The 20,968-nt window shown below is 62.2% G+C and carries 30 protein-coding genes and 2 tRNA genes; 20 read left to right on the forward strand and 12 right to left on the reverse strand.

The genetic code is table 11. The features are described 5' to 3' along the window. Positions 1-47: 47 nt before the first annotated feature. The 4 genes from IC614_RS03105 to IC614_RS03120 are packed head-to-tail and all read left to right on the forward strand — an operon-like array spanning position 48 to position 1,346. A complete protein-coding gene (locus IC614_RS03105; protein ID WP_200972277.1) occupies positions 48-362 on the forward strand; it encodes a hypothetical protein in 315 nt (104 codons plus the stop codon). Next, positions 359-922 carry a lysozyme gene (locus IC614_RS03110; protein ID WP_200972278.1) on the forward strand — a complete coding sequence of 188 codons (564 nt, stop codon included), beginning with the start codon at positions 359-361 and terminating at the stop codon, positions 920-922. Before IC614_RS03105 ends, IC614_RS03110 begins: the two co-directional genes overlap by 4 nt. Beyond that, positions 922-1,209 (forward strand): hypothetical protein, encoded by a 288-nt coding sequence (locus IC614_RS03115; RefSeq protein ID WP_200972279.1) that lies wholly within the window; start codon positions 922-924, stop codon positions 1,207-1,209. Before IC614_RS03110 ends, IC614_RS03115 begins: the two co-directional genes overlap by 1 nt. Then, positions 1,206-1,346: a hypothetical protein gene (locus IC614_RS03120; RefSeq protein WP_200972280.1), complete on the forward strand. Its 141-nt coding sequence runs from the start codon at positions 1,206-1,208 to the stop codon at positions 1,344-1,346. Before IC614_RS03115 ends, IC614_RS03120 begins: the two co-directional genes overlap by 4 nt. A gap of 27 nt (positions 1,347-1,373) precedes the next feature. On the opposite strand, the gene IC614_RS03125 is transcribed toward IC614_RS03120, so the two are convergent. The 5 genes from IC614_RS03125 to IC614_RS03145 form a co-directional block, all read right to left on the reverse strand. Continuing rightward, positions 1,374-1,640, reverse strand: a complete 267-nt coding sequence (locus IC614_RS03125) for a hypothetical protein (RefSeq protein WP_200972281.1) — start codon at positions 1,638-1,640, stop codon at positions 1,374-1,376. Positions 1,641-1,671: 31 nt separating this feature from the next. Then, positions 1,672-1,935, reverse strand: a complete 264-nt coding sequence (locus IC614_RS03130; RefSeq protein ID WP_200972282.1) for a hypothetical protein — start codon at positions 1,933-1,935, stop codon at positions 1,672-1,674. Positions 1,936-2,559: 624 nt separating this feature from the next. Beyond that, complete coding sequence (locus IC614_RS03135; protein ID WP_200972283.1) at positions 2,560-2,775, reverse strand: hypothetical protein; 216 nt, start codon at positions 2,773-2,775, stop codon at positions 2,560-2,562. 298 nt (positions 2,776-3,073) lie between these two features. Beyond that, positions 3,074-3,253, reverse strand: coding sequence for a hypothetical protein (locus IC614_RS03140; protein ID WP_200972284.1), 180 nt, complete (start codon positions 3,251-3,253; stop codon positions 3,074-3,076). Positions 3,254-3,285: 32 nt separating this feature from the next. Then, positions 3,286-3,708, reverse strand: coding sequence for a hypothetical protein (locus IC614_RS03145; protein WP_200972285.1), 423 nt, complete (start codon positions 3,706-3,708; stop codon positions 3,286-3,288). A 292-nt stretch (positions 3,709-4,000) separates the two neighbouring features. On the opposite strand from IC614_RS03145, the gene IC614_RS03150 reads away from it, so the two are divergent. Together IC614_RS03150 and IC614_RS03155 are read left to right on the forward strand one after the other, a co-directional pair. Further along, positions 4,001-4,077 (forward strand) — tRNA-His (locus tag IC614_RS03150). Between the two features lie 35 nt (positions 4,078-4,112). Next, the gene (locus tag IC614_RS03155) at positions 4,113-5,159 is read left to right on the forward strand and encodes a Glu/Leu/Phe/Val family dehydrogenase (RefSeq protein ID WP_200972286.1); all 1,047 of its coding nucleotides are present in this window, start codon (positions 4,113-4,115) and stop codon (positions 5,157-5,159) included. Between the two features lies 1 nt (position 5,160). Here IC614_RS03155 and IC614_RS03160 read toward each other — a convergent pair whose 3' ends face one another. After that, positions 5,161-6,108, reverse strand: a complete 948-nt coding sequence (locus tag IC614_RS03160; protein ID WP_200972287.1) for a DMT family transporter — start codon at positions 6,106-6,108, stop codon at positions 5,161-5,163. Positions 6,109-6,314: 206 nt separating this feature from the next. Between IC614_RS03160 and ccmC the strand changes: the two genes are divergently transcribed. From ccmC to IC614_RS03195, 7 genes are read left to right on the forward strand one after another with little or no spacing between them, the layout of a single operon-like run. Continuing rightward, positions 6,315-7,031, forward strand: coding sequence for a heme ABC transporter permease CcmC (gene ccmC, locus IC614_RS03165; protein ID WP_200972288.1), 717 nt, complete (start codon positions 6,315-6,317; stop codon positions 7,029-7,031). Next, the gene (ccmD, locus tag IC614_RS03170; protein WP_200972289.1) at positions 7,028-7,156 is read left to right on the forward strand and encodes a heme exporter protein CcmD; all 129 of its coding nucleotides are present in this window, start codon (positions 7,028-7,030) and stop codon (positions 7,154-7,156) included. The genes ccmC and ccmD overlap by 4 nt, the downstream gene beginning before the upstream one ends. 14 nt (positions 7,157-7,170) lie before the next feature. Beyond that, the gene (ccmE, locus tag IC614_RS03175; RefSeq protein ID WP_200973071.1) at positions 7,171-7,611 is read left to right on the forward strand and encodes a cytochrome c maturation protein CcmE; all 441 of its coding nucleotides are present in this window, start codon (positions 7,171-7,173) and stop codon (positions 7,609-7,611) included. Beyond that, complete coding sequence (locus IC614_RS03180) at positions 7,608-9,518, forward strand: heme lyase CcmF/NrfE family subunit (RefSeq protein WP_200972290.1); 1,911 nt, start codon at positions 7,608-7,610, stop codon at positions 9,516-9,518. The genes ccmE and IC614_RS03180 overlap by 4 nt, the downstream gene beginning before the upstream one ends. Continuing rightward, positions 9,515-10,042, forward strand: a complete 528-nt coding sequence (locus IC614_RS03185) for a DsbE family thiol:disulfide interchange protein (RefSeq protein WP_200972291.1) — start codon at positions 9,515-9,517, stop codon at positions 10,040-10,042. Before IC614_RS03180 ends, IC614_RS03185 begins: the two co-directional genes overlap by 4 nt. Beyond that, a complete protein-coding gene (locus tag IC614_RS03190) occupies positions 10,039-10,443 on the forward strand; it encodes a cytochrome c-type biogenesis protein (RefSeq protein ID WP_200972292.1) in 405 nt (134 codons plus the stop codon). The genes IC614_RS03185 and IC614_RS03190 overlap by 4 nt, the downstream gene beginning before the upstream one ends. Continuing rightward, positions 10,443-11,084 carry a tetratricopeptide repeat protein gene (locus IC614_RS03195; protein ID WP_200972293.1) on the forward strand — a complete coding sequence of 214 codons (642 nt, stop codon included), beginning with the start codon at positions 10,443-10,445 and terminating at the stop codon, positions 11,082-11,084. Before IC614_RS03190 ends, IC614_RS03195 begins: the two co-directional genes overlap by 1 nt. Positions 11,085-11,125: 41 nt before the next feature. Here IC614_RS03195 and ald read toward each other — a convergent pair whose 3' ends face one another. Beyond that, complete coding sequence (gene ald / locus IC614_RS03200) at positions 11,126-12,226, reverse strand: alanine dehydrogenase (protein ID WP_200973072.1); 1,101 nt, start codon at positions 12,224-12,226, stop codon at positions 11,126-11,128. A gap of 153 nt (positions 12,227-12,379) precedes the next feature. On the opposite strand from ald, the gene IC614_RS03205 reads away from it, so the two are divergent. Further along, positions 12,380-14,311 carry a potassium transporter Kup gene (locus IC614_RS03205; RefSeq protein ID WP_200972294.1) on the forward strand — a complete coding sequence of 644 codons (1,932 nt, stop codon included), beginning with the start codon at positions 12,380-12,382 and terminating at the stop codon, positions 14,309-14,311. Then, positions 14,308-14,817 carry a 2'-5' RNA ligase family protein gene (locus tag IC614_RS03210; RefSeq protein ID WP_226372711.1) on the forward strand — a complete coding sequence of 170 codons (510 nt, stop codon included), beginning with the start codon at positions 14,308-14,310 and terminating at the stop codon, positions 14,815-14,817. Before IC614_RS03205 ends, IC614_RS03210 begins: the two co-directional genes overlap by 4 nt. Here IC614_RS03210 and IC614_RS03215 read toward each other — a convergent pair whose 3' ends face one another. After that, positions 14,818-15,237: a DUF3775 domain-containing protein gene (locus IC614_RS03215; RefSeq protein WP_200972296.1), complete on the reverse strand. Its 420-nt coding sequence runs from the start codon at positions 15,235-15,237 to the stop codon at positions 14,818-14,820. 141 nt (positions 15,238-15,378) lie between these two features. Here IC614_RS03215 and IC614_RS03220 point away from each other — a divergent pair. The 3 genes from IC614_RS03220 (at position 15,379) to IC614_RS03230 (ending at position 17,104) form a co-directional block, all read left to right on the forward strand. Further along, positions 15,379-15,455, forward strand: a tRNA-Met gene (locus tag IC614_RS03220). Positions 15,456-15,573: 118 nt separating this feature from the next. Next, a complete protein-coding gene (locus tag IC614_RS03225) occupies positions 15,574-16,446 on the forward strand; it encodes a YkgJ family cysteine cluster protein (protein WP_200972297.1) in 873 nt (290 codons plus the stop codon). A gap of 151 nt (positions 16,447-16,597) precedes the next feature. After that, on the forward strand, positions 16,598-17,104 hold the full coding sequence (locus tag IC614_RS03230; protein ID WP_200972298.1) for a hypothetical protein: 507 nt from the start codon (positions 16,598-16,600) through the stop codon (positions 17,102-17,104). A gap of 154 nt (positions 17,105-17,258) precedes the next feature. Here the strand turns inward: IC614_RS03230 and IC614_RS03235 are convergent, their stop codons facing one another. Continuing rightward, on the reverse strand, positions 17,259-17,459 hold the full coding sequence (locus tag IC614_RS03235) for a hypothetical protein (protein WP_200972299.1): 201 nt from the start codon (positions 17,457-17,459) through the stop codon (positions 17,259-17,261). 51 nt (positions 17,460-17,510) lie between these two features. On the opposite strand from IC614_RS03235, the gene IC614_RS03240 reads away from it, so the two are divergent. Next, on the forward strand, positions 17,511-17,969 hold the full coding sequence (locus tag IC614_RS03240; protein WP_200972300.1) for a helix-turn-helix domain-containing protein: 459 nt from the start codon (positions 17,511-17,513) through the stop codon (positions 17,967-17,969). A 2-nt stretch (positions 17,970-17,971) separates the two neighbouring features. Here IC614_RS03240 and IC614_RS03245 read toward each other — a convergent pair whose 3' ends face one another. Beyond that, positions 17,972-18,235: a hypothetical protein gene (locus IC614_RS03245; protein ID WP_200972301.1), complete on the reverse strand. Its 264-nt coding sequence runs from the start codon at positions 18,233-18,235 to the stop codon at positions 17,972-17,974. A gap of 110 nt (positions 18,236-18,345) precedes the next feature. Further along, a complete protein-coding gene (gene hppD, locus IC614_RS03250) occupies positions 18,346-19,404 on the reverse strand; it encodes a 4-hydroxyphenylpyruvate dioxygenase (protein WP_200972302.1) in 1,059 nt (352 codons plus the stop codon). Positions 19,405-19,559: 155 nt separating this feature from the next. On the opposite strand from hppD, the gene trxB reads away from it, so the two are divergent. After that, the gene (trxB, locus tag IC614_RS03255; RefSeq protein WP_200972303.1) at positions 19,560-20,537 is read left to right on the forward strand and encodes a thioredoxin-disulfide reductase; all 978 of its coding nucleotides are present in this window, start codon (positions 19,560-19,562) and stop codon (positions 20,535-20,537) included. Positions 20,538-20,647: 110 nt separating this feature from the next. On the opposite strand, the gene IC614_RS03260 is transcribed toward trxB, so the two are convergent. Then, entirely contained in the window at positions 20,648-20,920 is a 273-nt protein-coding gene (locus tag IC614_RS03260; RefSeq protein WP_200972304.1) for an acyl carrier protein, read from the reverse strand. Positions 20,921-20,968 lie beyond the last annotated feature (48 nt).

A 20,968-nucleotide genomic window follows, 5' to 3' on the forward strand; every position in this document is an offset into this window, starting at 1 on the left:
AGATCATCAGGGGGTGGATTAGCACCGCCACCCTGCTTGCGCTCCTGATGTTCGTCGCTCGTCTTTGGGTGACGAACCGCAAGCTCCGGATGCAAGAGAAGATCGACGACCGGCAGGGCTTTGGCGAATTGATCCAAGCACTGTCAGGCGAGGTCGCTGCCCTACGAACGGAAAACCAGGCCCTGCGCGAAGAGGTGAGACAGCTTCACGGCATTATCGACGGAATGCGGCGGGGAGACCTTAGCGCCAAGATTTCAGCGCAACGCGACCTAATTGACGTTCTGCCTGAAACAGCCGTCTCGCCGCATCTCAAGCACGCAATGAACAAGCTCGACGAGATGAACGCTGGAGGCGAGAAATGACCCGTAAGGCCATATTTGATCTTGTGAAGGCGAGCGGGGGCAAGTTCCCCGATCAAGCTTCCGTAGATGATCTCGACGCGGCCCTTGATCGCCTGGGCGTTCCTCGCGACGGAATGGTCCGTAAAATCAGCGACAAAGGCGTTGCGCTCATCAAGGAGTTCGAGGGACTGCGCCTCAAGGCATATCCTGATCCTGCGACCGGAGGAGACCCTTGGACGATCGGCGTCGGCCATACTGGGTCTGACGTAAAGCCGGGCCTCGTGATCACTGAAGCGCAGGCCGATGACCTTCTGCGCAAGGACGTTGCTCGCTTTGAAAGGGCGGTCAACAAGCTCGCTCCTATCACGACCCAAGATCAGTTCGATGCCCTCGTATCGCTTGCCTTCAACGTGGGCGAAGAAAACCTGAGGTCGTCCACTCTGCTCAGGATGCACAATGCGGGCAACCATGACGGTGCCGCCAATCAGTTCGCGCGCTGGAATAAGGCTGCTGGTCGAGTGATGACCGGCTTAACGCGGCGTCGAACAGCCGAGACGAAGCTATATCGAGGTGCGGCGTGATGGACAGCGATTTCAAAACCCCCCACTTCGTTATTGCCCTCCTGATTATCGGCCTATTCGCGTGGGCGTTTGCTGAGAATGTTGGCGACGACACGATGAAGGGGGCGCTGATCGGCGCGTTCAACCTTGCGATAGGCTTCTACCTCGGGTCCGTGGTTGGCAACCGGAAAGCGACGGAGAACACCGGCGCCGCTTTCCGCGCGATTGAGGCCACCGCCCGCGCCACTTCCCCCGAACAAATGAACGTCACTGCCGACACCGTTACTGTAGAGGAAGCCAAGCCATGAACCTGAAGAAGATCCTGCGTTTCGCCAAGAAGGTAGCGCCCGTGGTGGTTGCTAATGCACCAGTCATTCTCGCCGGGGTGGCCGCTGGCAAGGAAATCGTGAAGGAAGTTAAGAATACGAAGAAGCCGACAGCCTAACCCTCTTTATGGAGGCGGGTGTTGTCGTTAGCGGGCGCGCGGAATGATAAATCGAGAAACAGTCGCTTGTTCGGCTTTCCCAGTGGTCAGAACTTCCCAAAAAGTGCTTGGTCGCGTTTCGTGAAAGGTGTGTTCGCGCATGCCCGAATATGGCCGATCGAAGGCGCGCTGAGACGAGGCGCTTGCCGGATCTTGAGGGTCAAACTTCATCACCACCTCCATATAATACCCGGACCCAACTTGTGCATTTTTTGCACAGGTTGCGGGGCCATGAGCAATTTGCAGAAAACGCACAATGCTAACCCATATAATACCCGCCTGTGTGTCAGGAGGGAGTGTCTAGCCAAGCCGCTTCGAGATTATTGAAGAAGGCCGCTGACACTCCCAACGCATCGCCGATGCTGGCCGCGCAATCGCCCAAGCGCAAGTCGCGGTTCTCCGGCCCAACCGTGAGATATAGGTCAACCGCTAACAGGTTGGTTTGCACGTCACCGGGCATCCGCCGCGCAAGGTCGAGAGTCGACCATCCGCGCGCGTCTAGCTCGTCAGCGATATACTCGCTCGGGTGAAAGGCTTCTGCTACGATCATTTTACATCACCTCAGAATATCGCCCTGAGTAGCACGAAACCGCTTGCGCCACAACCCCTGTTCCGGTATAAGAATGAAGTGCGCGGCGGCGTGGATGGACACGCCTGAATACATAAGGCCCGTGGACTAGATAGAAACGACAAGCCTCTGCTTCGGCACGCGCAATAAGGATACCCATAGGGAGCCGGTATCAAGCCCGGCCCGCGCATTTGAGAGCCGGACACCGATCCGGACCAGAAAGAGCCCCCGGACAGCCTTTTTCAAGAAAGAGGCCCTCCGGGGGTTTCGCCATCACATCGACGCAACAAACACAATCCCCGCCAACACCACAAAGGTAGCTATCACCCCAAGCCAATACTGCCAGGAAGTAGTCATAAGCGCCCCGCCGCGCCTACCGTCTTCATCCACGGCGGCCATCCCAATTTATCGACTCGTCCCATTCCTCATTGTCGAACAAATGGGGAACGGTGGGAAGGGGCTAGGCGGCACGATTCGAGCATTTCCGTCGACCAGCAGGAAACCGCAGAAATCCGCCATTTTCTATTTTTTCTGTTTTTCAGGAACGGCGGAAATCTGCGGTTTTTGCCGACGATTCGAAAACAGCCGTCGGCACCTCAGCGTCCATCATCCCTGTTCCTGTTCCTGTTCTGGAGAGAGGGCGGCAAGGATGGCTTCGATGTCGTCGACACGGCATTCGGCCCAACGCGGATCGCCGGGGTGAAGCTCGTAAATTACCCTGTCCCGCCCGCGCTGCATCAGTATGCGCCATTCGACTGCAAAACGATGAAGGCGTTCGGCCGGTGTATCGCCAAGGGCCCCTTCGGTCATTTCACCCATCATGTTCTATTCCTTTCTGGGGAGGGGACATGCTTCTGCTCCCGAATGCGCATGGCAGGCGTCTCATATCCGAACCGCGCTACAATGTCGGCTGCTAGGTCAAGGGCTGCATTCCAGCCGCTAGCATCAAGGTGCCTCCTGGCAACATCGCGCGCCAAATAGCCCTCCAGCTCGCTCGTGGCGCATTCCCAATCTTCCCACGCGGCGATCCTGGCAATGGTTAGCTCGTGCAAAGGGCATTCCGGATCCTCGCCTTCTACTTCCGCGCAAGTGCATCGGCGCAACTGGACAACCTCGCCCATCACTCTTCCTCCTTAGCTTTAGAGCGGAGAGAGGCGGTTAATACGGCGCGCGCAAGGTGTTCGGCCTCATCCGGGGTGAAACAGATCTCCGGAAGAAGCGCCACTGCATCGTCACCGCTGTTCCAAGCCGCCTGAAGCGCGTCCGCGCCCAGCTGCACCATTGTCTCTTCTACTCTCATTCATGCTCTCCGATAGCTGGGGAGGATTGGGGTCATGCTGGCTCGACCTCTAGCGGCGTGAATTGCGGATGCTTCGCCGCCATGTGCCGGGCGAGCTGTTGGAACGAGCGATTGCAGCAAGGGCAGACGCCAGCTTTCGCGCGTTTCGTTATCCGGGTTGCGTGGCCCTTGTAGCCGTTCGCCCGCGCGCGCTCGTGCTTGGCACGCTCCTCCGCCTCGCGCCGCCAATCTGCCTGTCGGGCAACAGCCTGTTCGGCGCGCTGGCGCTGACGGCGCTCTTCCTCAAGCTGCTCGCGAAGTTTCTGCTCTTCGGTTTTTCCCGCCGTGAAATGCTGCGGATGCCCGAACGGGCAATGAAACGTCGCTCCGCTCTTTTTGAGCGTGCCATAGGTTGCGCGGTCCATGCCGAAGTTCTCTTTGCATCGGCAGCAGACGATCCATTCAAAGGTGGACATAGCGCACCTCCAATCGAGTGGTCAGCATATGGTCAGACGCTGCTCGTTTGTTCGCCATAGATTCACGCTCCGATCTCCCGGCAAATGCCGTAAGTCCTTGCGTTTCGGCGCTAAAACACCCTTCACACGGGTGGGGTCGCAAGTTCAATCCTTGCCGCGCCCACCACGCCCTTGGAACAACGCCTGTAAGCGTGCACCAAGAGGTGGATCCGAACAATATCGTGACCATCATTTGTTTCCTTGACGCTGATGGGGCCACGCTCGTAAGAGCGCCCCGCATCAGCAGGTTGTGGCGACCGTAGCTCAGTTGGTTAGAGCATCGGTTTGTGGTACCGAGGGTCGCGGGTTCAAGTCCCGTCGGTCGCCCCACTTTTCAAGATAAATCAACAAATTAGGACAGGATCATGCAGTCGCCTTGGGATTACCCCGATTTCGACGACCATGAGGTCGTGCATTTCGTCACCGATCGGGCGTCCGGCCTGAAGGCGATCATCGCGGTCCACTCCACCCATTTGGGCCCGGGCGCGGGCGGCGTGCGCTTCTGGCATTACGCCGACAGCGCCTCGGCGATTTCCGACGCGCTGCGTTTGTCGCGCGGCATGAGCTACAAGAACGCCATGGCAGGCTTGCCGCTGGGCGGCGGCAAGGCGGTGATCCTGGCGGATAGCGCGCGCACCAAGACACCGGAGATGCTCGCTGCCTATGGGCGTGCGGTCGATGGCCTCAGCGGCAATTACGTGACGGCGGAAGATGTCGGCATGAACGTGGCCGATCTCGTCGCGGTGTCGAAGCAGACCAAATATGTCTCCGGCCTCCCGGTTGCGGCGGGCGCGGTCGGCGGCGATCCGGGGCCGCATACCAGCTACGGCGTTTATCTGGGCGTCAGGGCAGCGGTGAAACGCGCGCTCGGCAAGGACAGCCTGTCCGGCCTCCACATTGCGATCCAGGGCGCGGGCAGCGTCGCGGGCGGTCTTGCACGGCTTGCGGCGAAGGACGGAGCGAAGATCAGCGTCGCGGACATCGATGCCGCGCGGGCGGGCAAGCTCGCGAATGAAGTGGGCGGCGCCACGGTCGATCCCGCGAGCATCCTGACCCTCGAAGCCGATGTGCTGAGCCCCTGTGCGTTGGGCGCGATCCTCACCGAAGAGAGCATCGCGGCCCTTCGCGTGCCTGTCGTCGCGGGCGGCGCGAACAACCAGCTCGCGACTCCGGCCGACGGCGACCGTATCCATGCGCGCGGCATCCTGTACGCGCCCGATTACGTCATCAATGCGGGCGGCATCATCAACGTCGCATCCGAATATTTGGGCGATGCCGATGAAGCGGGCGTCAAGGCGAAGATCGAGCAGATTCCGGGCCGCCTCGACACGATCTGGGACGAAAGCGCCGCCACCGGCCGCAATCCGGCCGCCGTCGCGGACACGATGGCGCAGCGTCTGATCGGGCGCTGATCTATTTGCCGAGCGGGGGGATCGGGGCCTTGGCCGCAATCCCCTTGCGCTCGCGCCCGATCTTCTGCTCCCGGTAAATGGTGTAGAGGCCGCTGCCGATGATGACGGCCGCGCCCGCCCAAGTGGCGGGCGAAGGCTGCGTGCTCCACAGCAGCCAGCCGAGCAGAACCGCCCACAGCAGCTGCAGATAGTCGAACGGCACGATCACCGGTACCGGCGCGAACCGAAGCGAGGCGGTGAGGAAAAGCTGTCCCGCGCCGCCCGCGAGGCCGAGCGCGACGAGGATAGCCCAGGTCCATCCGTCGTGCGGGCGGGCGTAGAAGTGCATGAAAAAGAGCCCGACGACCAGCATCGACGACAAGGTGAACCAAAGGACGGTGGTTTGCGCGCCCTCGGTCCGGCCGATCTGCCGGATCGTGATATTGACGCAGGCCACGCCAAAAGCGGCGACGGCCGCGACGATGAGTCCGACGATCGGCAAATGCGTCCCGCCCGGCTGCATGACGACCAACACGCCGACGAAGCCGATCGCCACCGCGCTCCAGCGATGCCGCCCGACCTGCTCTTTCAGGACCAGGACGGACAGGATGACCGAGAAGAGCGGCGCGGCGAAGGAAATGACCGTCGCTTCAGCCAGCGGCAAATAATCGAGCGCGGAGAAAGCGAAGACCATCGAGGACAGGCCGATCGCCGTCCTGGCGAGATGAGCCAGAGGCCGCCGGGTCCGCCACGCGCCGTAATTGCCGGACAGGATGATCCATCCGAGCAAGGGCGGCAGGCCGAAGGCGAAGCGGTAGAAAACCAGCTCCGGCGTGCTGACGCCCGCATCATAGCCCAGCTTGATCGTCGCGGCCATGAAGGCGAAGCTGGTGGCCGCGCCGATCCGGAGGCCGATGCCGAGAATTCGGTTTTGCTGCGGACGTTCGGAAGAGGAAGCGGCGCTGGGCATGGATGATGCTGCATGGGCCGCCTGGAGGCGGAGGGCAAGGCTTGCTGCTCACGCCATTCCACAAAGGCGGGAATCCAAGCGATATCCGAGCCGGCCCACTCAGTGTCTGAACTCCCGCTTTTGCGGGGGTGACGATGTTTAAGGCAGGGAAGGGGGGCTTTCTTCGCTTTCCCCTCCGTATCGCTTTCGCTAAGAGGACGGCCGAGATGCACTTCCTCGCCAATCCCGCCCGTTTTCTGAAGATCGCGCGTCCGCTTACCGCTTGGCTTGGCTGTGGCGGAGCGCTGCTTATCGCGGTCGGGCTCGGCATCGGCCTTTTCGTCGCGCCGCAAGACTATCTTCAAGGCGAAAGCGTTCGCATCATGTACGTCCACGTGCCGGCCGCCTGGCTCGGCATGGCGGGATGGACGGGCATTGCGGCGGCGAGCCTCGTTCAGCTTGTCTGGCGCCATCCGCTCGCGGGCGTCGCGGCGCGCGCCATGGCTGTGCCCGGCGGGCTGTTCGCGGCTCTCTGTCTCGCCACTGGGTCGCTCTGGGGGCGTCCGACCTGGGGCACCTATTGGGAATGGGACGGGCGGCTGACGTCCATGCTCATCCTCCTCTTTCTCTATATCGCTTACGCCGCGCTTGCCGCGGCCGACCGCGAGCGGGGCGGGGAGGGCCGGGTCAGCGCGATCTTCGGCCTGGTCGGCGCGATCAACATCCCGATCATCCGCTATTCGGTCGAATGGTGGCGCACCCTGCATCAGGGGCAGAGCATCAGCCTTGCCGGCGGAAACAGCATCGATGCCTCGATGCTTTGGCCCTTGCTCCTGTCCACGCTCGGTTTCTCGCTGCTTTTCGGCGCCATCGTGCTGATGCGGATGCGGGCCGATCTGGCGCGCACCCGGATCGAGGCGCGGCTGCGGCGGATGGCGGCATGAACCACTGGCCCTTCATCATCGCCGCTTATGGGCTCACTCTTGCCGGGGCGGGTTGGCTTGCTGCATGGAGCTTCATCGCGATGCGCCGGGCCGAGCGCGATGCCGGGGCGGTGACGCGTCCATGAGCCAACCCAACCGGCTGAAGGCCAAGCATCAGCGCCTGGTCCTGCTGATCCTCGCCATCGCCGCCGTGCTGGGCGCGGTCCTGCTCGCCATGTCGGCGCTGAAGGATCAGGCGGCCTATTTCTACGCCCCCGCCGATGTCGCGCGCAAAGGCGTGCCGGAAGGCCGGGCGGTGCGGATCGGCGGCATGGTGCGCGCCGGATCGCTCGAACGCTTGCCCGACGGAACCACGATCCGCTTCGTCGTGGGCGATGAAACGGCCGCGACGATTCCCGTCACCTTCACGGGAATCGTACCCGATCTCTTCCGGGAAGGAAGCGGTGTGGTGGCGGAAGGACGCTTCCGGGCCGACGGATCGTTCGCCGCCACGGAAATCCTCGCCAAGCATGACGAAAATTATATGCCGCCGCGCCTCGGCCGGCAGGGCGATAGGCATCAGGCGGACACGCTGGAATGATCGCCGAAGCCGGGCTTGCTGCGCTTTGGATCGCCGCGTCGCTCTCCCTTCTCCAATTGGCCCTCGGCATCGCTGCCTTGCGCGGCGTACCGGTCGCGGCATCCGTGCGCCCCTTGGCGGTGGCGCAGGGGCTGATCGCCGCCTTGGCCTTCGCCTGCCTCATCCTCCTGTTTCTGCGCACGGACCTGTCGGTATTGCTGGTTGCGCAGAACAGCCATTCCGCCAAGCCGTGGCTCTACAAATTCGCCGGAAGCTGGGGCAATCACGAAGGGTCGATGCTGCTCTGGGTGACCGTCCTTGCGCTGGCGGGCGGGGCGGTCGCCTTGTTCGAGCGCAAGCTGGCGGACACGATGCTGACCGCCACCTTGATGGCGCAGGCCGCGATCAGCCTCGGCTTCTACGCTTTCCTTCTCTTCGCCTCCAATCCGTTCGCGCGGCTGGATCCCGCCCCGGCTGAGGGTGCGGGCCTCAATCCCTTGCTGCAAGATCCCGGTCTCGCCTTCCATCCGCCGACGCTCTACCTCGGTTATGTCGGCATTTCGGTTGCCTTTTCCTTCGCGGTGGGCGCGCTTGTGACACGCGATGTCGGCCCGGCCTTCGCGCGGGCGATGCGGCCTTGGGTATTGGCGGCGTGGACCCTGCTGACGCTCGGCATAACGGCGGGCAGCTATTGGGCTTATTACGAGCTTGGCTGGGGCGGCTGGTGGTTCTGGGATCCGGTCGAAAACGCCTCGCTCATGCCCTGGCTTGCGGCGACCGCCCTTCTGCATTCGGTGACGGTGCTGGCGACTCGCGGCGGGCTGCGTGCCTGGACGGTGATGCTGGCGGTCGTCGCTTTTTCCATGTCGATGGTCGGCACGTTTCTCGTGCGGTCGGGCATTCTTACCAGCGTCCACAGCTTCGCCGTCGATCCGTCGCGAGGGACGTTCATTCTCGCCTTGCTCGCGCTTTACATCGGCGGCGCGCTCGCCTTGTTCGCGTTGCGCGTCGGGACGGTGCGCGAAGGCGCGACCTTCGATCCGGTAAGCCGGGAAGGGGCGCTCGTCGCCAACAACCTCCTGCTGTCCGTCATCCTCGGCATTGTTTTGGTCGGCACGCTTTACCCGCTCGCCTTGGAAGCCGCGACGGGAGAGAAATTGTCGGTCGGCCCGCCTTATTTCAACAGCGCCGCGGGGCCACTGGCGCTTATCCTCGTCTTCCTGATGGGAGCAGGGCCGCTCATCCGTTGGCGGCGGGACAGCCTGACCGCCGCCGCGCGGCGCATGGCCGTTCCGCTTGCCGCCTGCGCGCTTACATTTGCCGCTTTGCTCGCTTCGGCGCCGGGCATCGGCCTATTGCCGCTTCTGGGCATGACCTTGGCTGTCGGCGTGGGGTTGGCAAGCCTCGCGCCGCTCTGGGGGCGCAATCTTCGCCGGACGCCGCTTTTCACCTGGGGCATGGCGATCGCGCATTTGGGAGTCGCGGTCAGTCTGGGGGGTATGGCATCGGACAGTGCCTTTACCCGGGAACGCCTCGCCGCCGTCCGCCCGGGCGAGCCGGTGCGCGTCGGAGATTTTATGGTGCGCTTGGAGGGGGTCGATCCCATCGCGGGGCCGAACTGGACGGCGATGGAGGGGCGCGTGCTGGTCGAGAGGGGCGGCGGCAGCTTCATCCTCCGGCCGCAGGCACGCACCTTCACCTCGCCGCCGACCGAAACCAGCGAGGCTGCGATCGCCACGCGCGTGGATGGGCAGCTCTATGTCGTGCTCGGCCGTCAGAATGAGGATGGCCGCTGGCAGCTTCGCTTGTGGTGGAAGCCGTTCGTCACGTTCATCTGGCTTGGCGGCGCGCTGATCGCGCTGGGCGGCGCCTTGTCGATCATCGGGCGGGTACGGCGCGAAGGACGGCCGAAGGAGCGCGCGGCATGAAGCGGCTCATCCTGTGGCTGCCGCTCGCGATTTTCGCGCTCTTCCTGACGATCGTCGCTTTCGGCCTCGGCCGCGCGCCGGAGGCCACGATCCAGTCCCAATTGATCGGGAAGAGCGTGCCGGACTTCACGCTGCCGCCGGCCTTGCCGGGGCGTGAGGGTCTGGCAAGCGCCGATCTCAGGCAAGGGAAAGCGCGCGTCGTCAACATCTTCGCCAGCTGGTGCGTGCCCTGCATCGCCGAATCGCCCTTTCTCCTTGAAATGAAGGCGCGGGGCGTGCCGATCGATGCCATCGCCATTCGCGACCGGCCGGAAGACATCGCGCGTTTCCTGTCGCGCCACGGCGATCCTTATGAGCGGATCGGCGCCGACAGGGACAGCGCGGTGCAACTGGCGCTCGGATCGGCGGGCGTTCCCGAAACCTTCGTCATCGATGGCCAGGGCATTGTCCGCTACCAGCATGTCGGCGGTATCGGCCGGGATCAGATGGAGGCGCTGATCCGTGCCTGGAAGGACGCGCAATGAGGAAGGTCGCGCCGATTCTCACCCTGATTCTTGCCGCGCCTCTCGATGCTCAATCGAATCTGCCGCCCGCCGAATATGCCGACACGCAACTTGCCGATCCAGGCCAAGAGGCGGAAGCGAGGGCGTTGATGGAAAGCCTGCGTTGCCTGGTCTGCCAGGGCCAATCGATCGCGGACAGCGATGCCGATATGGCGGGCGACATGCGCGCGCTCGTCCGGCGGCGGATCGCGGCCGGTGAGCGGCCCGAAGATATCCGGCGCTGGCTGGTCGGCCGTTACGGCAATTGGGTCAGCTACAATCCTCCCGTGGAGCCTGCGACATGGCCGCTCTGGGCTGCGCCTTTAGTGTTGGTTGCCGCAGGCCTGTTCCTGGCGCGCGGACGGTTCCGGAGGCGGCGGTGATGACGTCCTGGCTGATCTTTCTCCTTCTGGCCCTCGCCGTGCTGGCGGGTCTGCGCTGGCTCGGCGGGATGCGCGGCGCGAGCCTGCAGTTCGCGCTCTCCGCCTTGCTGATCGCGGCGGCAGGCTATGCCTGGCAAGGCCGTCCGGGGCTCCGCGAAGCCCGCCCCGCAGCGGCCGCCGAGCGCGGGATCGCGCAGACGCCCTTTTCGATGGCGCGGAAGGAATTGTTCGGCCAGTTCGACGCTTCCGGCGCCTGGCTCACCCTGTCCGACGGCTATCGCGCGCGTGGCGATACGAAGGGCGCGGTCGATATCGTGCGCAGCGGGCTCCGCAAATATCCGGACAATGCCGTTCTCTGGCTCGGCCTCGCAGACGCGCTTGTCGTCCACGGCGATGGCCGTGTGACGCCCGCCGCGCGCGCCGCGTTCGAACGTGCAGGCCGACTCGCGCCCCAGCATCCGGCACCCCGCCTTTTCTATGGCATGGCCTTGGCCAGGAGCGGGTCGTTCGATGAGGCGGAACGATTATGGCGCGCCTTGCTGGCCGATTCACCGGCCGATGCGCCCTGGCGCCGCGTCGTGGAAGATCAGTTGAAACTGGTCGACGAAGCGCGGGAAATGCAGCGCACGACACAACCCTAAGCGTCACCCCGGATTCCGCCAGGGTGACGCAAATCGGACAGTCACGCCGCTTCGTAAGGCAGCTCCAGCGCTTCCGCCACGGCCTGGTGCCGGATTTTCCCGCCCGAAACATTCAGGCCGTTGGCGAGATGGGGGTCGGCTTTCATCGCCGCGTCGGCGCCCTGATTGGCGAGGCGCAGCACGAAGGGCAGGGTGGCGTTGTTCAGCGCGAAGGCCGAGGTGCGGGCGACCGCGCCCGGCATGTTCGCCACGCAATAATGAATAACGCCGTCAATCTCGAACACGGGATCTTCGTGAGTCGTCGGGCGCGAGGTTTCGAAACAGCCGCCTTGGTCGATAGCGATATCGACGATCACCGAGCCCCGCTTCATCGTTTTCAGCATATCGCGGGTGACGAGCTTCGGGGCCGCCGCGCCAGGAACCAGCACCGCGCCGATCACCAGCTCGGCATTGGCGACGGCATTGGCGATGGCCGCCTTCGACGCATAAGCCGTCTTGATCTGGCTGCCGAAATAGGTGTCGAGCTCGGCCAGGCGATCGTTCGAAATGTCGTAGATCGTCACGTCCGCGCGCTGCCCGACCGCCATCTGCGCCGCGTTGAGGCCGGATACGCCGCCACCGAGGATCGCGACCTTTGCCGGGGCCACGCCCGGAACGCCGCCGAGCAGAACGCCGCGTCCACCCTGTTCCTTTTCGAGATAATGGGCGCCGACCTGGATCGACATGCGCCCCGCGACTTCGGACATCGGCTTCAGGAGCGGCAGCGAGCGGTTGCTCGACGTCACCGTCTCATAAGCGATGCAGGTCGCGCCCGATTTTATGAGGCCCTCTGCCTGCGGCTTGTCCGCGGCGAGGTGGAGATAGGTGAAGAGCAAGTGGCGCGGCTCGAGCATCGCGATCTCGCTCTGCTGCGGCTCCTTCACCTTCACAATCATATCAGACTGGGCGAACACCTCTGCCGCCGTACCCACGATGCGGGCGCCGACATCGGTATAGGCCTTATCGTCGAAATCGATGCCGAGTCCCGCCTTGGTCTCGACGATCACTTCGTGACCCGCTGCGGTCAATTCCGCAACGGAAGCGGGCGTAAGTCCCACGCGATATTCGTTATTCTTGATTTCCTTCGGCACGCCGACGCGCATCATCCACTCCATTGGTCTGAATTTTGCGCGGACCTATAGCGGCGCTGAATCATTTTGTCGCCGTTGCGAACCAAATTCTGGCATGCTAAGCGCCGCCGGCCTTGGCGGGGCCAGGGTGTTTGAAGGGAATTGAAGGCGACAGCCTTTTCGAAAATGACCGACACCGCCGCCCCATCGCTCCCATCGGATCGCCCCGCTGGAGAACAGCCCCATCATGGCGGACTCGCCAAGCTGGCCCTTGGCGCCATGGGCATCGTCTTCGGCGACATCGGCACCAGCCCGATCTATGCCTTCCGCGAAACGTTCGCCGGGCACCATCCGCTGACTCCGGACGCGCTGCACATCGTCGGTGTGCTGAGCCTGATCTTCTGGTCGATGATGATCGTCGTGTCGATCAAATATGTCGGCGTTATCATGCGCGCGGACAATAAGGGGGAGGGCGGCAGCCTCGCGCTCCTCGCGCTCATCAACCGCAAGGCGGAAGGCAAGAAATGGACGGCGGGCATCGTCATGCTCGGCGTGTTCGCGACGGCGCTCTTCTATGGCGACAGCATGATCACCCCGGCCATTTCGGTGCTTTCGGCGGTGGAAGGCCTGACCACGGTCGAATCGAGCTTCGGGCCGTTCGTCCTGCCCATCGCCGTCGGCATCCTCGTCGGGCTGTTCGCCATCCAGGCGCGCGGCACCGCGAAGGTCGGCGCGCTCTTCGGGCCAATCATGCTCCTTTATTTCCTGACTTTGTCGGTGCTCGGCGTTTCGCACATCGTCAACATGCCGGGCATCGTTCTCGAGACCCTCAATCCATTCAACGCCGTGCAATTCTTCCTCGCTGACGGATGGCGGGCTTTCCTGGCTCTAGGATCCGTCGTGCTGGCGGTGACGGGCGCGGAGGCGCTTTATGCCGATATGGGCCATTTCGGGCGCAAGCCCATCGGCGTATCCTGGCTATTCTTCGTCATGCCCGCTCTCATGCTCAATTATATGGGGCAGGGGGCGATGCTCCTGTCGCTCGACCCGGCGGCGGCGATCGAAACGGTCAGGAACCCGTTCTTCCTTCTCGCGCCGGAAAACTTCCGCTTGCCGCTCGTCATCCTCGCGACGCTTGCCACGATCATTGCCAGCCAGGCGGTGATTTCCGGGGCCTTTTCAGTGACGCAGCAGGCGATCCAGCTCGGCTTCATCCCGCGCCTCCGCATCCTCCACACCAGCGCGTCGGCGGCGGGGCAGATCTATATTCCAGCGATAAACTGGGCGCTGATGGTCATGGTGATCCTGCTCGTGCTGTTCTTCCAGAATTCGAGCAACCTCGCCGCCGCCTACGGCATCGCGGTGACCGGCGCCATGCTGATCGACACTTGCCTGCTCGCTGTCGTCCTTTTCTCCCTCTGGAGGTGGAAGCCCTGGTTCTCGCTGCCCTTGCTCGCCATCTTTTTCATCGTCGACCTCGCCTATTTCGGCGCGAACATGACGAAGGTTCCGGACGGCGGCTGGGTGCCGCTCCTGATCGGGCTCATCGCCTTCACCTTGCTCACCACCTGGGCGAAGGGGCGGCAGCTGATGCTCGCCCGCATGCGCGAGGCATCGATTCCCGCCTCCATCTTCATCAAATCGGCCGCGAGCAGCGCCACGCGCGTTCCGGGCACCGCCGTGTTCATGACGACCTCGGCCGACGGCGTCCCCCACTCGCTGCTCCACAATTTGAAGCATAATAAGGTGCTGCATGAACGTGTCATGCTCCTCACCGTCAAGATTGAGGATGTGCCCTATGTCGGCGAAGACCGGCGGTTCGAATTGAGCGATCTTGGCAGCGGCTTTTACCGCCTTGTCGTCCGATATGGCTTCATGCAGGATTCCGACGTGCCGGCGGCGCTTCAGCGCGTGGAGAAATGCGGCTCGGTGTTCAACATGATGGAAACCAGCTTCTTCCTTGCTCGGCAGACCCTTATCGCGTCATCGCGGCCGGGCATGGCCATATGGCGGGAACGCTTGTTCAGCTGGATGCTGCGCAATGCGGAAAGCGCGATGGAATTCTTCAAATTGCCGCCGAACCGGGTCGTCGAGCTTGGCAGCCAGGTCGAAATTTGAACGCTGGCTCGCCGATCATCGTCACGGCGCTGTTCGCCGGCGAGGATCATGGCTGGCTAGAGGGGCTGCGCCGGCGGCATTTCCCGCCTGAACGGAACCAGGTTCCGGTGCATCTCACCCTGTTTCATCATTTGCCTCCGGGCGTCGAGGCGGAACTCGGGCAGCGGCTCGGCGTCATCACTGCGAGCTCTCCGCCGCGCGCGACCATTGCCGGAATTCTCAACCTTGGCGGCGGCACCGCCTTCCGCGTGGAAAGCGAGGAGTTGAAGGCTATCCGGGCCAGCCTCGCCGAGGCTTTTCGCGGCTTGTTGACGCCCCAGGACCAGGCGGGCTGGCGCCCGCACATCACGATCCAGAACAAGGTGACGCCCGCCGCAGCGAAGGCGCTCCAGCAGGAGCTCAGTATTGGTTTCAGCATCCGCCCGCTCGGCATTGCGGGCTTGCAAAGCTGGGCCTATCGCGGCGGCCCATGGCAGCCGATCCGCCGCCATCCCTTCCGCGGCTGATCAGTCGAGCTGGCCGACGCCGTCGCAGCTATAGTCGAAGGCCGTAAGCCCGGCCTCGAGGTGCGAGCCCAAAAGCGGCATGTCGAGCAATTCGTCGATCGCCGATTCCGCATCATTCTCGCTCGCCTCGGCGAACGCTTCGTCCCACTCGCTTGCGTCATAAGTGCCGCGCCCCACCCAAGCGAGCGCCAGCGTTTCGGCCAGCTGGTCGTCGGCAAGATCGTCGAGCGCCGCGCGGAGCTCGTCCTCGACATCGTTCAACTCGTCTTCGAGGACCGACAAAGCCTCACCTCCCTCATCGTCGAAATCGTCGACATTGTCGGGATCCTCGTCGGGATCGGCGGCAGGCACCTGCGCCTCGGCTTCACGGGCGCGAATGATGATCCTGCACAGGCTGTCGAGCGGGGTGAGCAAATCCATGAAACTCTCCGTGGCTTTCCGCTCGAAACGACAGGACAGGCGGCTGGTTCCGGCGCGATGCGTTCGCCTGTTGACCGCCATGCCGCCCCTGCCTATAGCGCGGCCTCGCCCGGCGCGAAGGATGCGCCGCGATGCCCATGGGGCGGAGTAGCTCAGCTGGTTAGAGCAGCGGAATCATAATCCGCGTGTCGGGGGTTCAAGTCCCTCCTCCGCTACCATCTTCTGAATGTATTCCGCTCATGTGATTTGAACGCGGTATCATGTCCATTCCCACCGAATATGCGCGTCTGGCTCATTGAGGCGGCAAATCTCATTCCGGCTGCGCGGGGAAGTTGAATGAACCAGAGGGTACGACGTTTTGCCTGCACGCAGTGCGGCAAATGCTGCGATCGTTCACCCGAAGTTAGCTTGTCTGAAGCGGCGGCGCTTGCGGACATATTCGTGTTTCGGCTGATGTTCCGCCTTTATTGGCTGCCGCGCCGGCTGAGCGATTATCTGGCAAACGACGACACACCGGCCAATGCGAGCGCGGCTTTTTATGAAAAGAAGCGCCTCCTGAGTGCCTTTGCCGCCCGCAAGTCGCAAGCGAAGGTTCGTCGTGACGGCAAGTCGATTGATTATACGAAGTATCTCATGATCTCGGCGCTAGCGCTCGACACGAACTCCGGCGCTTGCAGCGCTCTCAATGGCAATCGCTGCGGAATCTATGATCGCCGGCCATTGAGCTGCCGCACGGTACCATTTCACTATTCGCGCGTGGAGGCTTTGTCGGAAGCCGTCCTCGAAACGTTCGTCGAGACGCCAGGTTATCGCTGCGACACCGGTGAGACTGCGGGCATCGTGCTCGAAGACGGCCGGATCGTTGTTTCGCAGATCAAAACGGCGCGTGATGAAGCGATAATGTCCGCCGCGCGCGACCAGCATTGGGGCCAAGCGATCGTGCGGCGGATGAATATTGCTTCGCCAGACGCGCGCATTCTGCCGACACTCGAGGAAGTCGAAGCCAACGCCCAATTCGCGGCGACCACGGTTTCAATGCTTCCCGCCTGGCGGACCGCCGCCGATATGGGGATCATGAGTATGGAAGAATGCCGCAAGCTGACCGCGCTCCAAATCGATGTCGTTGGTCAGGAGCTTGACGCTGGCCGGGCTCTCCGGATGCGCGGGAAACACTGGTCGACATGCGGGAGGAGTATCGGCGCTATCTGAACGGTTGATGCTGATGCTGGCACCTAACAGGTGCCGCTTTGATTTCGAGCGTCTCCGCCGATACGTGGCCTTACTCGTCTTTACAATCGCGACGTTGGTCGAAAACATCTGGGATTAATTGCTCTTTGGAGCCTTAAGTGCTCTCACATAAATGAATCGGCGGGAATCCATGCTCAATTCACGTTTGCCTATACGATGCGGTGCCTTGCTTCTGGCCGCTTCCCTATCCTTTGCGGCCGGCGCGGCGATAGCGCAGGTTCTGCCGGTTACGCAGGGGACGAGCTACATTGGCGCGAAATGGAACGTCACGCCTATTTTCGTAGATTACAAAAAGATCGGCATGCCCGCCTTGCCCGATAAGGTTGAGGTTCAGCTGCGGTCGAAAAACATATCGGGCCTTCCGCTTTCGTCGGCCAAAAGCGATCTTCGGCTGACCTTGATCGGCAAAAGTGCCTATCAAGCTTCCTCGGTCGAGGTGAACAAGTTCGGTATCGTCAATCCGGACCAAGACGTGATCGTGACAGCCACCTTTCTGATCCCCAAGGGTCACATTGGTAGCATTCATTCGATTTCGATCAACGATGTGAATCGTCCAAAGGCCATCTCTCCAGGTGCCGCGCCTGATGGCGGGTCCATTCCGCTTCCTCGCATGCCTTAGTAGACTTTAGGCCGACCCGGACGCGCGACTTCGTTCGGATCGAAAATGGCATTCAGGCGGCGAGAGCTCAGCTGAATGCCAGGCTGCGATTGACGGCAAGGAACTGCACGTCATTTGTCTCAACAAATCAGCTGGATCTGGTCCGGCCATCCAATCATTCATGATTGTAAGGTTCCAGTGCGGTTTCCAGCAGCCGCAAAGCTGCAACGGATGGAACGGACAAATTTTGCTCTTCGAGAGGTTTTTGAAACACCATCAGCACCGCTCGCGCTGCGGTGAGCAGAACATATTCATCCTGGCAGCAAGGACGGGGCAAGGCCGGCAATCGGCCGTCCGGCGCTTCAAGAAACTCCACAGGCACAGTCCCTCTTCGATTTAGGACGCGACAGTCCCAATCGCATATGCAATGCATAATCGACGAATCTATCACGGATTCAACGGTTTTCGTCTATTTGTCAAGAAAGATTTTTCAAAAGCGATGAGCTTTGGTTCGCGTCTTGCCGAAGAGAGGAAGAGACTGGGTTTGCGGCAGGCCGAGTTCGCCGATCTTGTCGGGACCGACGTGCCGAAACAAAGCCTTTATGAAAACGACCGGCGGGATTTGCGCGCCGATTATCTCGCCAGATTGGCGGAAGCGGAGGTGGATGTGCTTTACGTGCTGACCGGCGAGCGCTCCACTGGCCAGTGGCTGAGCTCGGAAGCATCCGAGTTATTAAGCGCCTGCCTCGCCCTTCGGCCGGAAGTCCGCACTGCCTTGCTCGCATTCGTGAAAACGGTAGGTGGCCGAGAGCAGAGCGCCTTCACCGCTCCCACCTTACACGCGCCATCGCCCGGTTATCGCGCCGGAACACCGCGCGAGGGCTAAGCCTAGAGCTTTTCGGCGGCTTCCTCGATGCGAAGTGCCGCTTCGACCATTTTTTCCCACATGACGGCATCGCCCGCGGCAGCCATGACCGGATCAGGTTCGCGCAATGTGCGTAAAATCGCCAAGGCGTCATCCGTATAGCGATGCCACTCCTCATCCACGTTCGGTCCGGCGGAGGGATCGTCTCCCGCCGCGTTGATGCTGAGATCCCGTGCCGCGAGAATGCGGGCAATACGCTCGACGAGGGTCAGGTTCGAAACCGGCATTTGCTTCTCCTTGCATGGCCTCTAGAACCAGCGAAGGGGAGGGCGGTTGCCGAGCGAAGAAGAAATGCCGGTGCGAGAACGATTGGCAACGTGGTGACAGATCGGAAAGATCAGGCTTTCTCGCCGATGGCCGGCAGCACGCCGCGACGGATCTGGTCGAGCTCGATCGATTCGAACAGAGCCTTGAAATTGCCTTCGCCGAAGCCCTGATTGCCCTTGCGCTGGATGATCTCGAAGAAGATCGGGCCGACCATATTTTCGGTGAAGATCTGGAGGAGCAGGCCCTCCCCCGTCTCCGGCGATCCGTCGATCAGGATCTTGCGCTTGCGCATTTCCGCGACATTGTGGCCGTGGCCGGGCAGTCGCTCGTCGATCATGTCGAAATAGGTGTCGGGGCTGTCCTGCAAGCGCACGCCGTTCGCCCGCAGCGCATCGACGGTGGCGAAGATGTCGTCCGTCGCCATGGCGAGATGCTGGATGCCTTCCCCCTTATATTCGCGCAGGAATTCCTCGATCTGGCTGTGCTCGTCCTGGCTTTCGTTCAGCGGGATGCGGATCTTGTCGTCCGGCGCGGTCATGGCGCGGGAGAGGAGGGCGGTCTGCTGCCCCTCGATGTCGAAATAGCGGATTTCCCGGAAGTTGAAGATCAGTTCGTAAAAACCGGCCCAATGGTTCATCCGGCCGCGATTCACATTGTGGGTGAGGTGATCGAGCGTGTGGAGGCCGACGCTGTTCCGGTCGCGCACCGCGCCCTCGACCCGTTCGAACTCCGCATCGTAGATGGTGTTCTCGCCATAAGTGTCGACGAAGTAGAGATAGGAGCCGCCGATGCCTTCGATGGCGGGGAGGGCATAATCGCCTTCCACTTGAGCCGCGCCGCGTTCCAGCGCCATTTCCAAGGCTTTCGCAGCGTCCTGGACCCGGAAAGCCATGGCGCTTGCCGACGGACCGTGCGCGGCGCGGAAATCGGCGGCCGGACCGCTGTCCTCCATGTTGAGGAGATAATTCACGTCGCCTTGCTGGTAATGGCGGATATTTTTTGTCTTGTGGTTCGACAGATGCGTGAAGCCCATCGTCACGAACATTTCGTGCATGGCCTGCGGATCGGGGGCGGTGAATTCGACGAATTCGAAGCCGTCGAGGCCGAGCGGATTTTCGTGGGCGGACATGGGCTGCATCCTCATCATGCGAATGTGTCGTTGTGGGGCGGCTCTTAACAACCCGCCGGGCGTCCCGCAAATGGGCGGAAAGGCGGTTGCGCTTTTCCCGGTCCCGCCCCTATCTCGCTTCCTTCAACGAACAATCTCAGGCAGCAGCTTCACCCATGACCGCGACTCACTCCACCCGCATGCTTATCCTCGGCTCCGGCCCCGCCGGCCTTTCCGCCGCCATTTACGGCGCGCGGGCCGGAATGGCGCCGATCGTGGTGCAGGGCATTCAGCCGGGCGGGCAACTCACCACGACAACGGACGTGGAGAATTATCCGGGCTTCCGCGACGTCATTCAGGGCCCCTGGCTGATGGAGGAGATGCAGGCCCAGGCAGAGCATGTCGGCGCTCAGATGATGTGGGATCATATCGTCGAGGTCGACCTGTCGCAGCGCCCCTTCCGCCTGATCGGCGACGGCGGCACTGTCTACACCGGCGACGTGCTGGTCATCGCGACCGGTGCGCAGGCCAAATGGCTTGGGTTGCCCAGCGAGGAACATCTGAAGGGGAAGGGTGTGTCCGCCTGCGCGACCTGCGACGGCTTCTTCTATCGCGGCAAGAAGGTGGCGGTGATCGGCGGCGGCAATACGGCGGTCGAGGAAGCGCTCTACATGACCAATCACAGCCATGACGTGACCCTGATCCACCGCCGCGATTCGCTGCGGGCGGAAAAGATTCTGCAGGAACGGCTGTTCGCCCACCCCAATATCAAGATTCTGTGGAACAGCGCCGTCGACAAGTTCGTCGCGGGCGGCGAGCCGGAAGGGCTGGTCGGCATCGACGTGCGCAACACGGTGACGGGCGAGGTTTCGCGGGTGGACGTGGAAGGCGGGTTCGTCGCCATCGGCCATTCCCCGGCGACGGAATTGTTCAAGGGGCATCTGGAGCTGGACGGCGACGGCTATATCGCGGTCGAGACGGGCAGCACCCGCACCAGCGTTCCCGGGGTCTTCGCTTGCGGCGACGTGATGGACAAGGTCTACCGCCAGGCGGTGACGGCGGCGGGTACGGGTTGCATGGCCGCGCTCGATGCCGAACGCTTTCTGGCCGAAGCGGATTTCGAAGCGACCAATAGGGCGGATGTTGCAGCCTGATCGCGCGGCAAACTGCCATCCGTCATTCCAGCGAAAGCTGGAATCTGAACGCTCTGCGGCTCATGCGAATTTCGACCGAGATTCCAGCTTACGCTGGAATGACAGCTTAATTATTTGAGCGCCTTCATTTTCGCGAAGCTCAGAAAAGATCCGTAGGTTTCAAGCGTTTCGGCGTCGATATCGTCATCTTCTATAAGGATGCCGAGCCGCTCTTCCAGTGCGGTTAGAAGCGTGGCCACCGCCATGGAATCGAATTCTGGAAGAGATCCGAACAGCGCGGTTGCCTCGGTGAACCCCTCGACGCGTTCCCGTGAAAGTCCCAGCGTATCGGCCAGCACGGCGCGCAGGGTAAGGTCGACATCTTCGGCGTCGGTGAACGTCACGGGCCCGATCCTTGTTTGGCAGAACGAACGCCGGTTAGTCGCTTTGCT

Source organism: Sphingosinicella flava (genome assembly GCF_016025255.1).
In the GTDB taxonomy this organism is placed as follows: domain Bacteria; phylum Pseudomonadota; class Alphaproteobacteria; order Sphingomonadales; family Sphingomonadaceae; genus Allosphingosinicella; species Allosphingosinicella flava.

What these genes read in the sequence shown, in the direction of transcription:
- IC614_RS03105 (WP_200972277.1), top strand. Translation starts at nt 48, where the DNA reads ATGTTCGTCGCTCGTCTTTGGGTGACGAACCGCAAGCTCCGGATGCAA.
- IC614_RS03110 (WP_200972278.1), top strand. Translation starts at nt 359, where the DNA reads ATGACCCGTAAGGCCATATTTGATCTTGTGAAGGCGAGCGGGGGCAAG.
- IC614_RS03115 (WP_200972279.1), top strand. Translation starts at nt 922, where the DNA reads ATGGACAGCGATTTCAAAACCCCCCACTTCGTTATTGCCCTCCTGATT.
- IC614_RS03120 (WP_200972280.1), top strand. Translation starts at nt 1,206, where the DNA reads ATGAACCTGAAGAAGATCCTGCGTTTCGCCAAGAAGGTAGCGCCCGTG.
- IC614_RS03130 (WP_200972282.1), bottom strand. Translation starts at nt 1,935, where the DNA reads ATGATCGTAGCAGAAGCCTTTCACCCGAGCGAGTATATCGCTGACGAG.
- IC614_RS03135 (WP_200972283.1), bottom strand. Translation starts at nt 2,775, where the DNA reads ATGATGGGTGAAATGACCGAAGGGGCCCTTGGCGATACACCGGCCGAA.
- IC614_RS03140 (WP_200972284.1), bottom strand. Translation starts at nt 3,253, where the DNA reads ATGAGAGTAGAAGAGACAATGGTGCAGCTGGGCGCGGACGCGCTTCAG.
- IC614_RS03145 (WP_200972285.1), bottom strand. Translation starts at nt 3,708, where the DNA reads ATGTCCACCTTTGAATGGATCGTCTGCTGCCGATGCAAAGAGAACTTC.
- IC614_RS03155 (WP_200972286.1), top strand. Translation starts at nt 4,113, where the DNA reads ATGCAGTCGCCTTGGGATTACCCCGATTTCGACGACCATGAGGTCGTG.
- IC614_RS03160 (WP_200972287.1), bottom strand. Translation starts at nt 6,108, where the DNA reads ATGCCCAGCGCCGCTTCCTCTTCCGAACGTCCGCAGCAAAACCGAATT.
- ccmC (WP_200972288.1), top strand. Translation starts at nt 6,315, where the DNA reads ATGCACTTCCTCGCCAATCCCGCCCGTTTTCTGAAGATCGCGCGTCCG.
- ccmD (WP_200972289.1), top strand. Translation starts at nt 7,028, where the DNA reads ATGAACCACTGGCCCTTCATCATCGCCGCTTATGGGCTCACTCTTGCC.
- IC614_RS03180 (WP_200972290.1), top strand. Translation starts at nt 7,608, where the DNA reads ATGATCGCCGAAGCCGGGCTTGCTGCGCTTTGGATCGCCGCGTCGCTC.
- IC614_RS03185 (WP_200972291.1), top strand. Translation starts at nt 9,515, where the DNA reads ATGAAGCGGCTCATCCTGTGGCTGCCGCTCGCGATTTTCGCGCTCTTC.
- IC614_RS03190 (WP_200972292.1), top strand. Translation starts at nt 10,039, where the DNA reads ATGAGGAAGGTCGCGCCGATTCTCACCCTGATTCTTGCCGCGCCTCTC.
- IC614_RS03195 (WP_200972293.1), top strand. Translation starts at nt 10,443, where the DNA reads ATGACGTCCTGGCTGATCTTTCTCCTTCTGGCCCTCGCCGTGCTGGCG.
- ald (WP_200973072.1), bottom strand. Translation starts at nt 12,226, where the DNA reads ATGCGCGTCGGCGTGCCGAAGGAAATCAAGAATAACGAATATCGCGTG.
- IC614_RS03205 (WP_200972294.1), top strand. Translation starts at nt 12,380, where the DNA reads ATGACCGACACCGCCGCCCCATCGCTCCCATCGGATCGCCCCGCTGGA.
- IC614_RS03215 (WP_200972296.1), bottom strand. Translation starts at nt 15,237, where the DNA reads ATGGATTTGCTCACCCCGCTCGACAGCCTGTGCAGGATCATCATTCGC.
- IC614_RS03225 (WP_200972297.1), top strand. Translation starts at nt 15,574, where the DNA reads ATGAACCAGAGGGTACGACGTTTTGCCTGCACGCAGTGCGGCAAATGC.
- IC614_RS03230 (WP_200972298.1), top strand. Translation starts at nt 16,598, where the DNA reads ATGAATCGGCGGGAATCCATGCTCAATTCACGTTTGCCTATACGATGC.
- IC614_RS03240 (WP_200972300.1), top strand. Translation starts at nt 17,511, where the DNA reads ATGCATAATCGACGAATCTATCACGGATTCAACGGTTTTCGTCTATTT.
- IC614_RS03245 (WP_200972301.1), bottom strand. Translation starts at nt 18,235, where the DNA reads ATGCCGGTTTCGAACCTGACCCTCGTCGAGCGTATTGCCCGCATTCTC.
- hppD (WP_200972302.1), bottom strand. Translation starts at nt 19,404, where the DNA reads ATGTCCGCCCACGAAAATCCGCTCGGCCTCGACGGCTTCGAATTCGTC.
- trxB (WP_200972303.1), top strand. Translation starts at nt 19,560, where the DNA reads ATGACCGCGACTCACTCCACCCGCATGCTTATCCTCGGCTCCGGCCCC.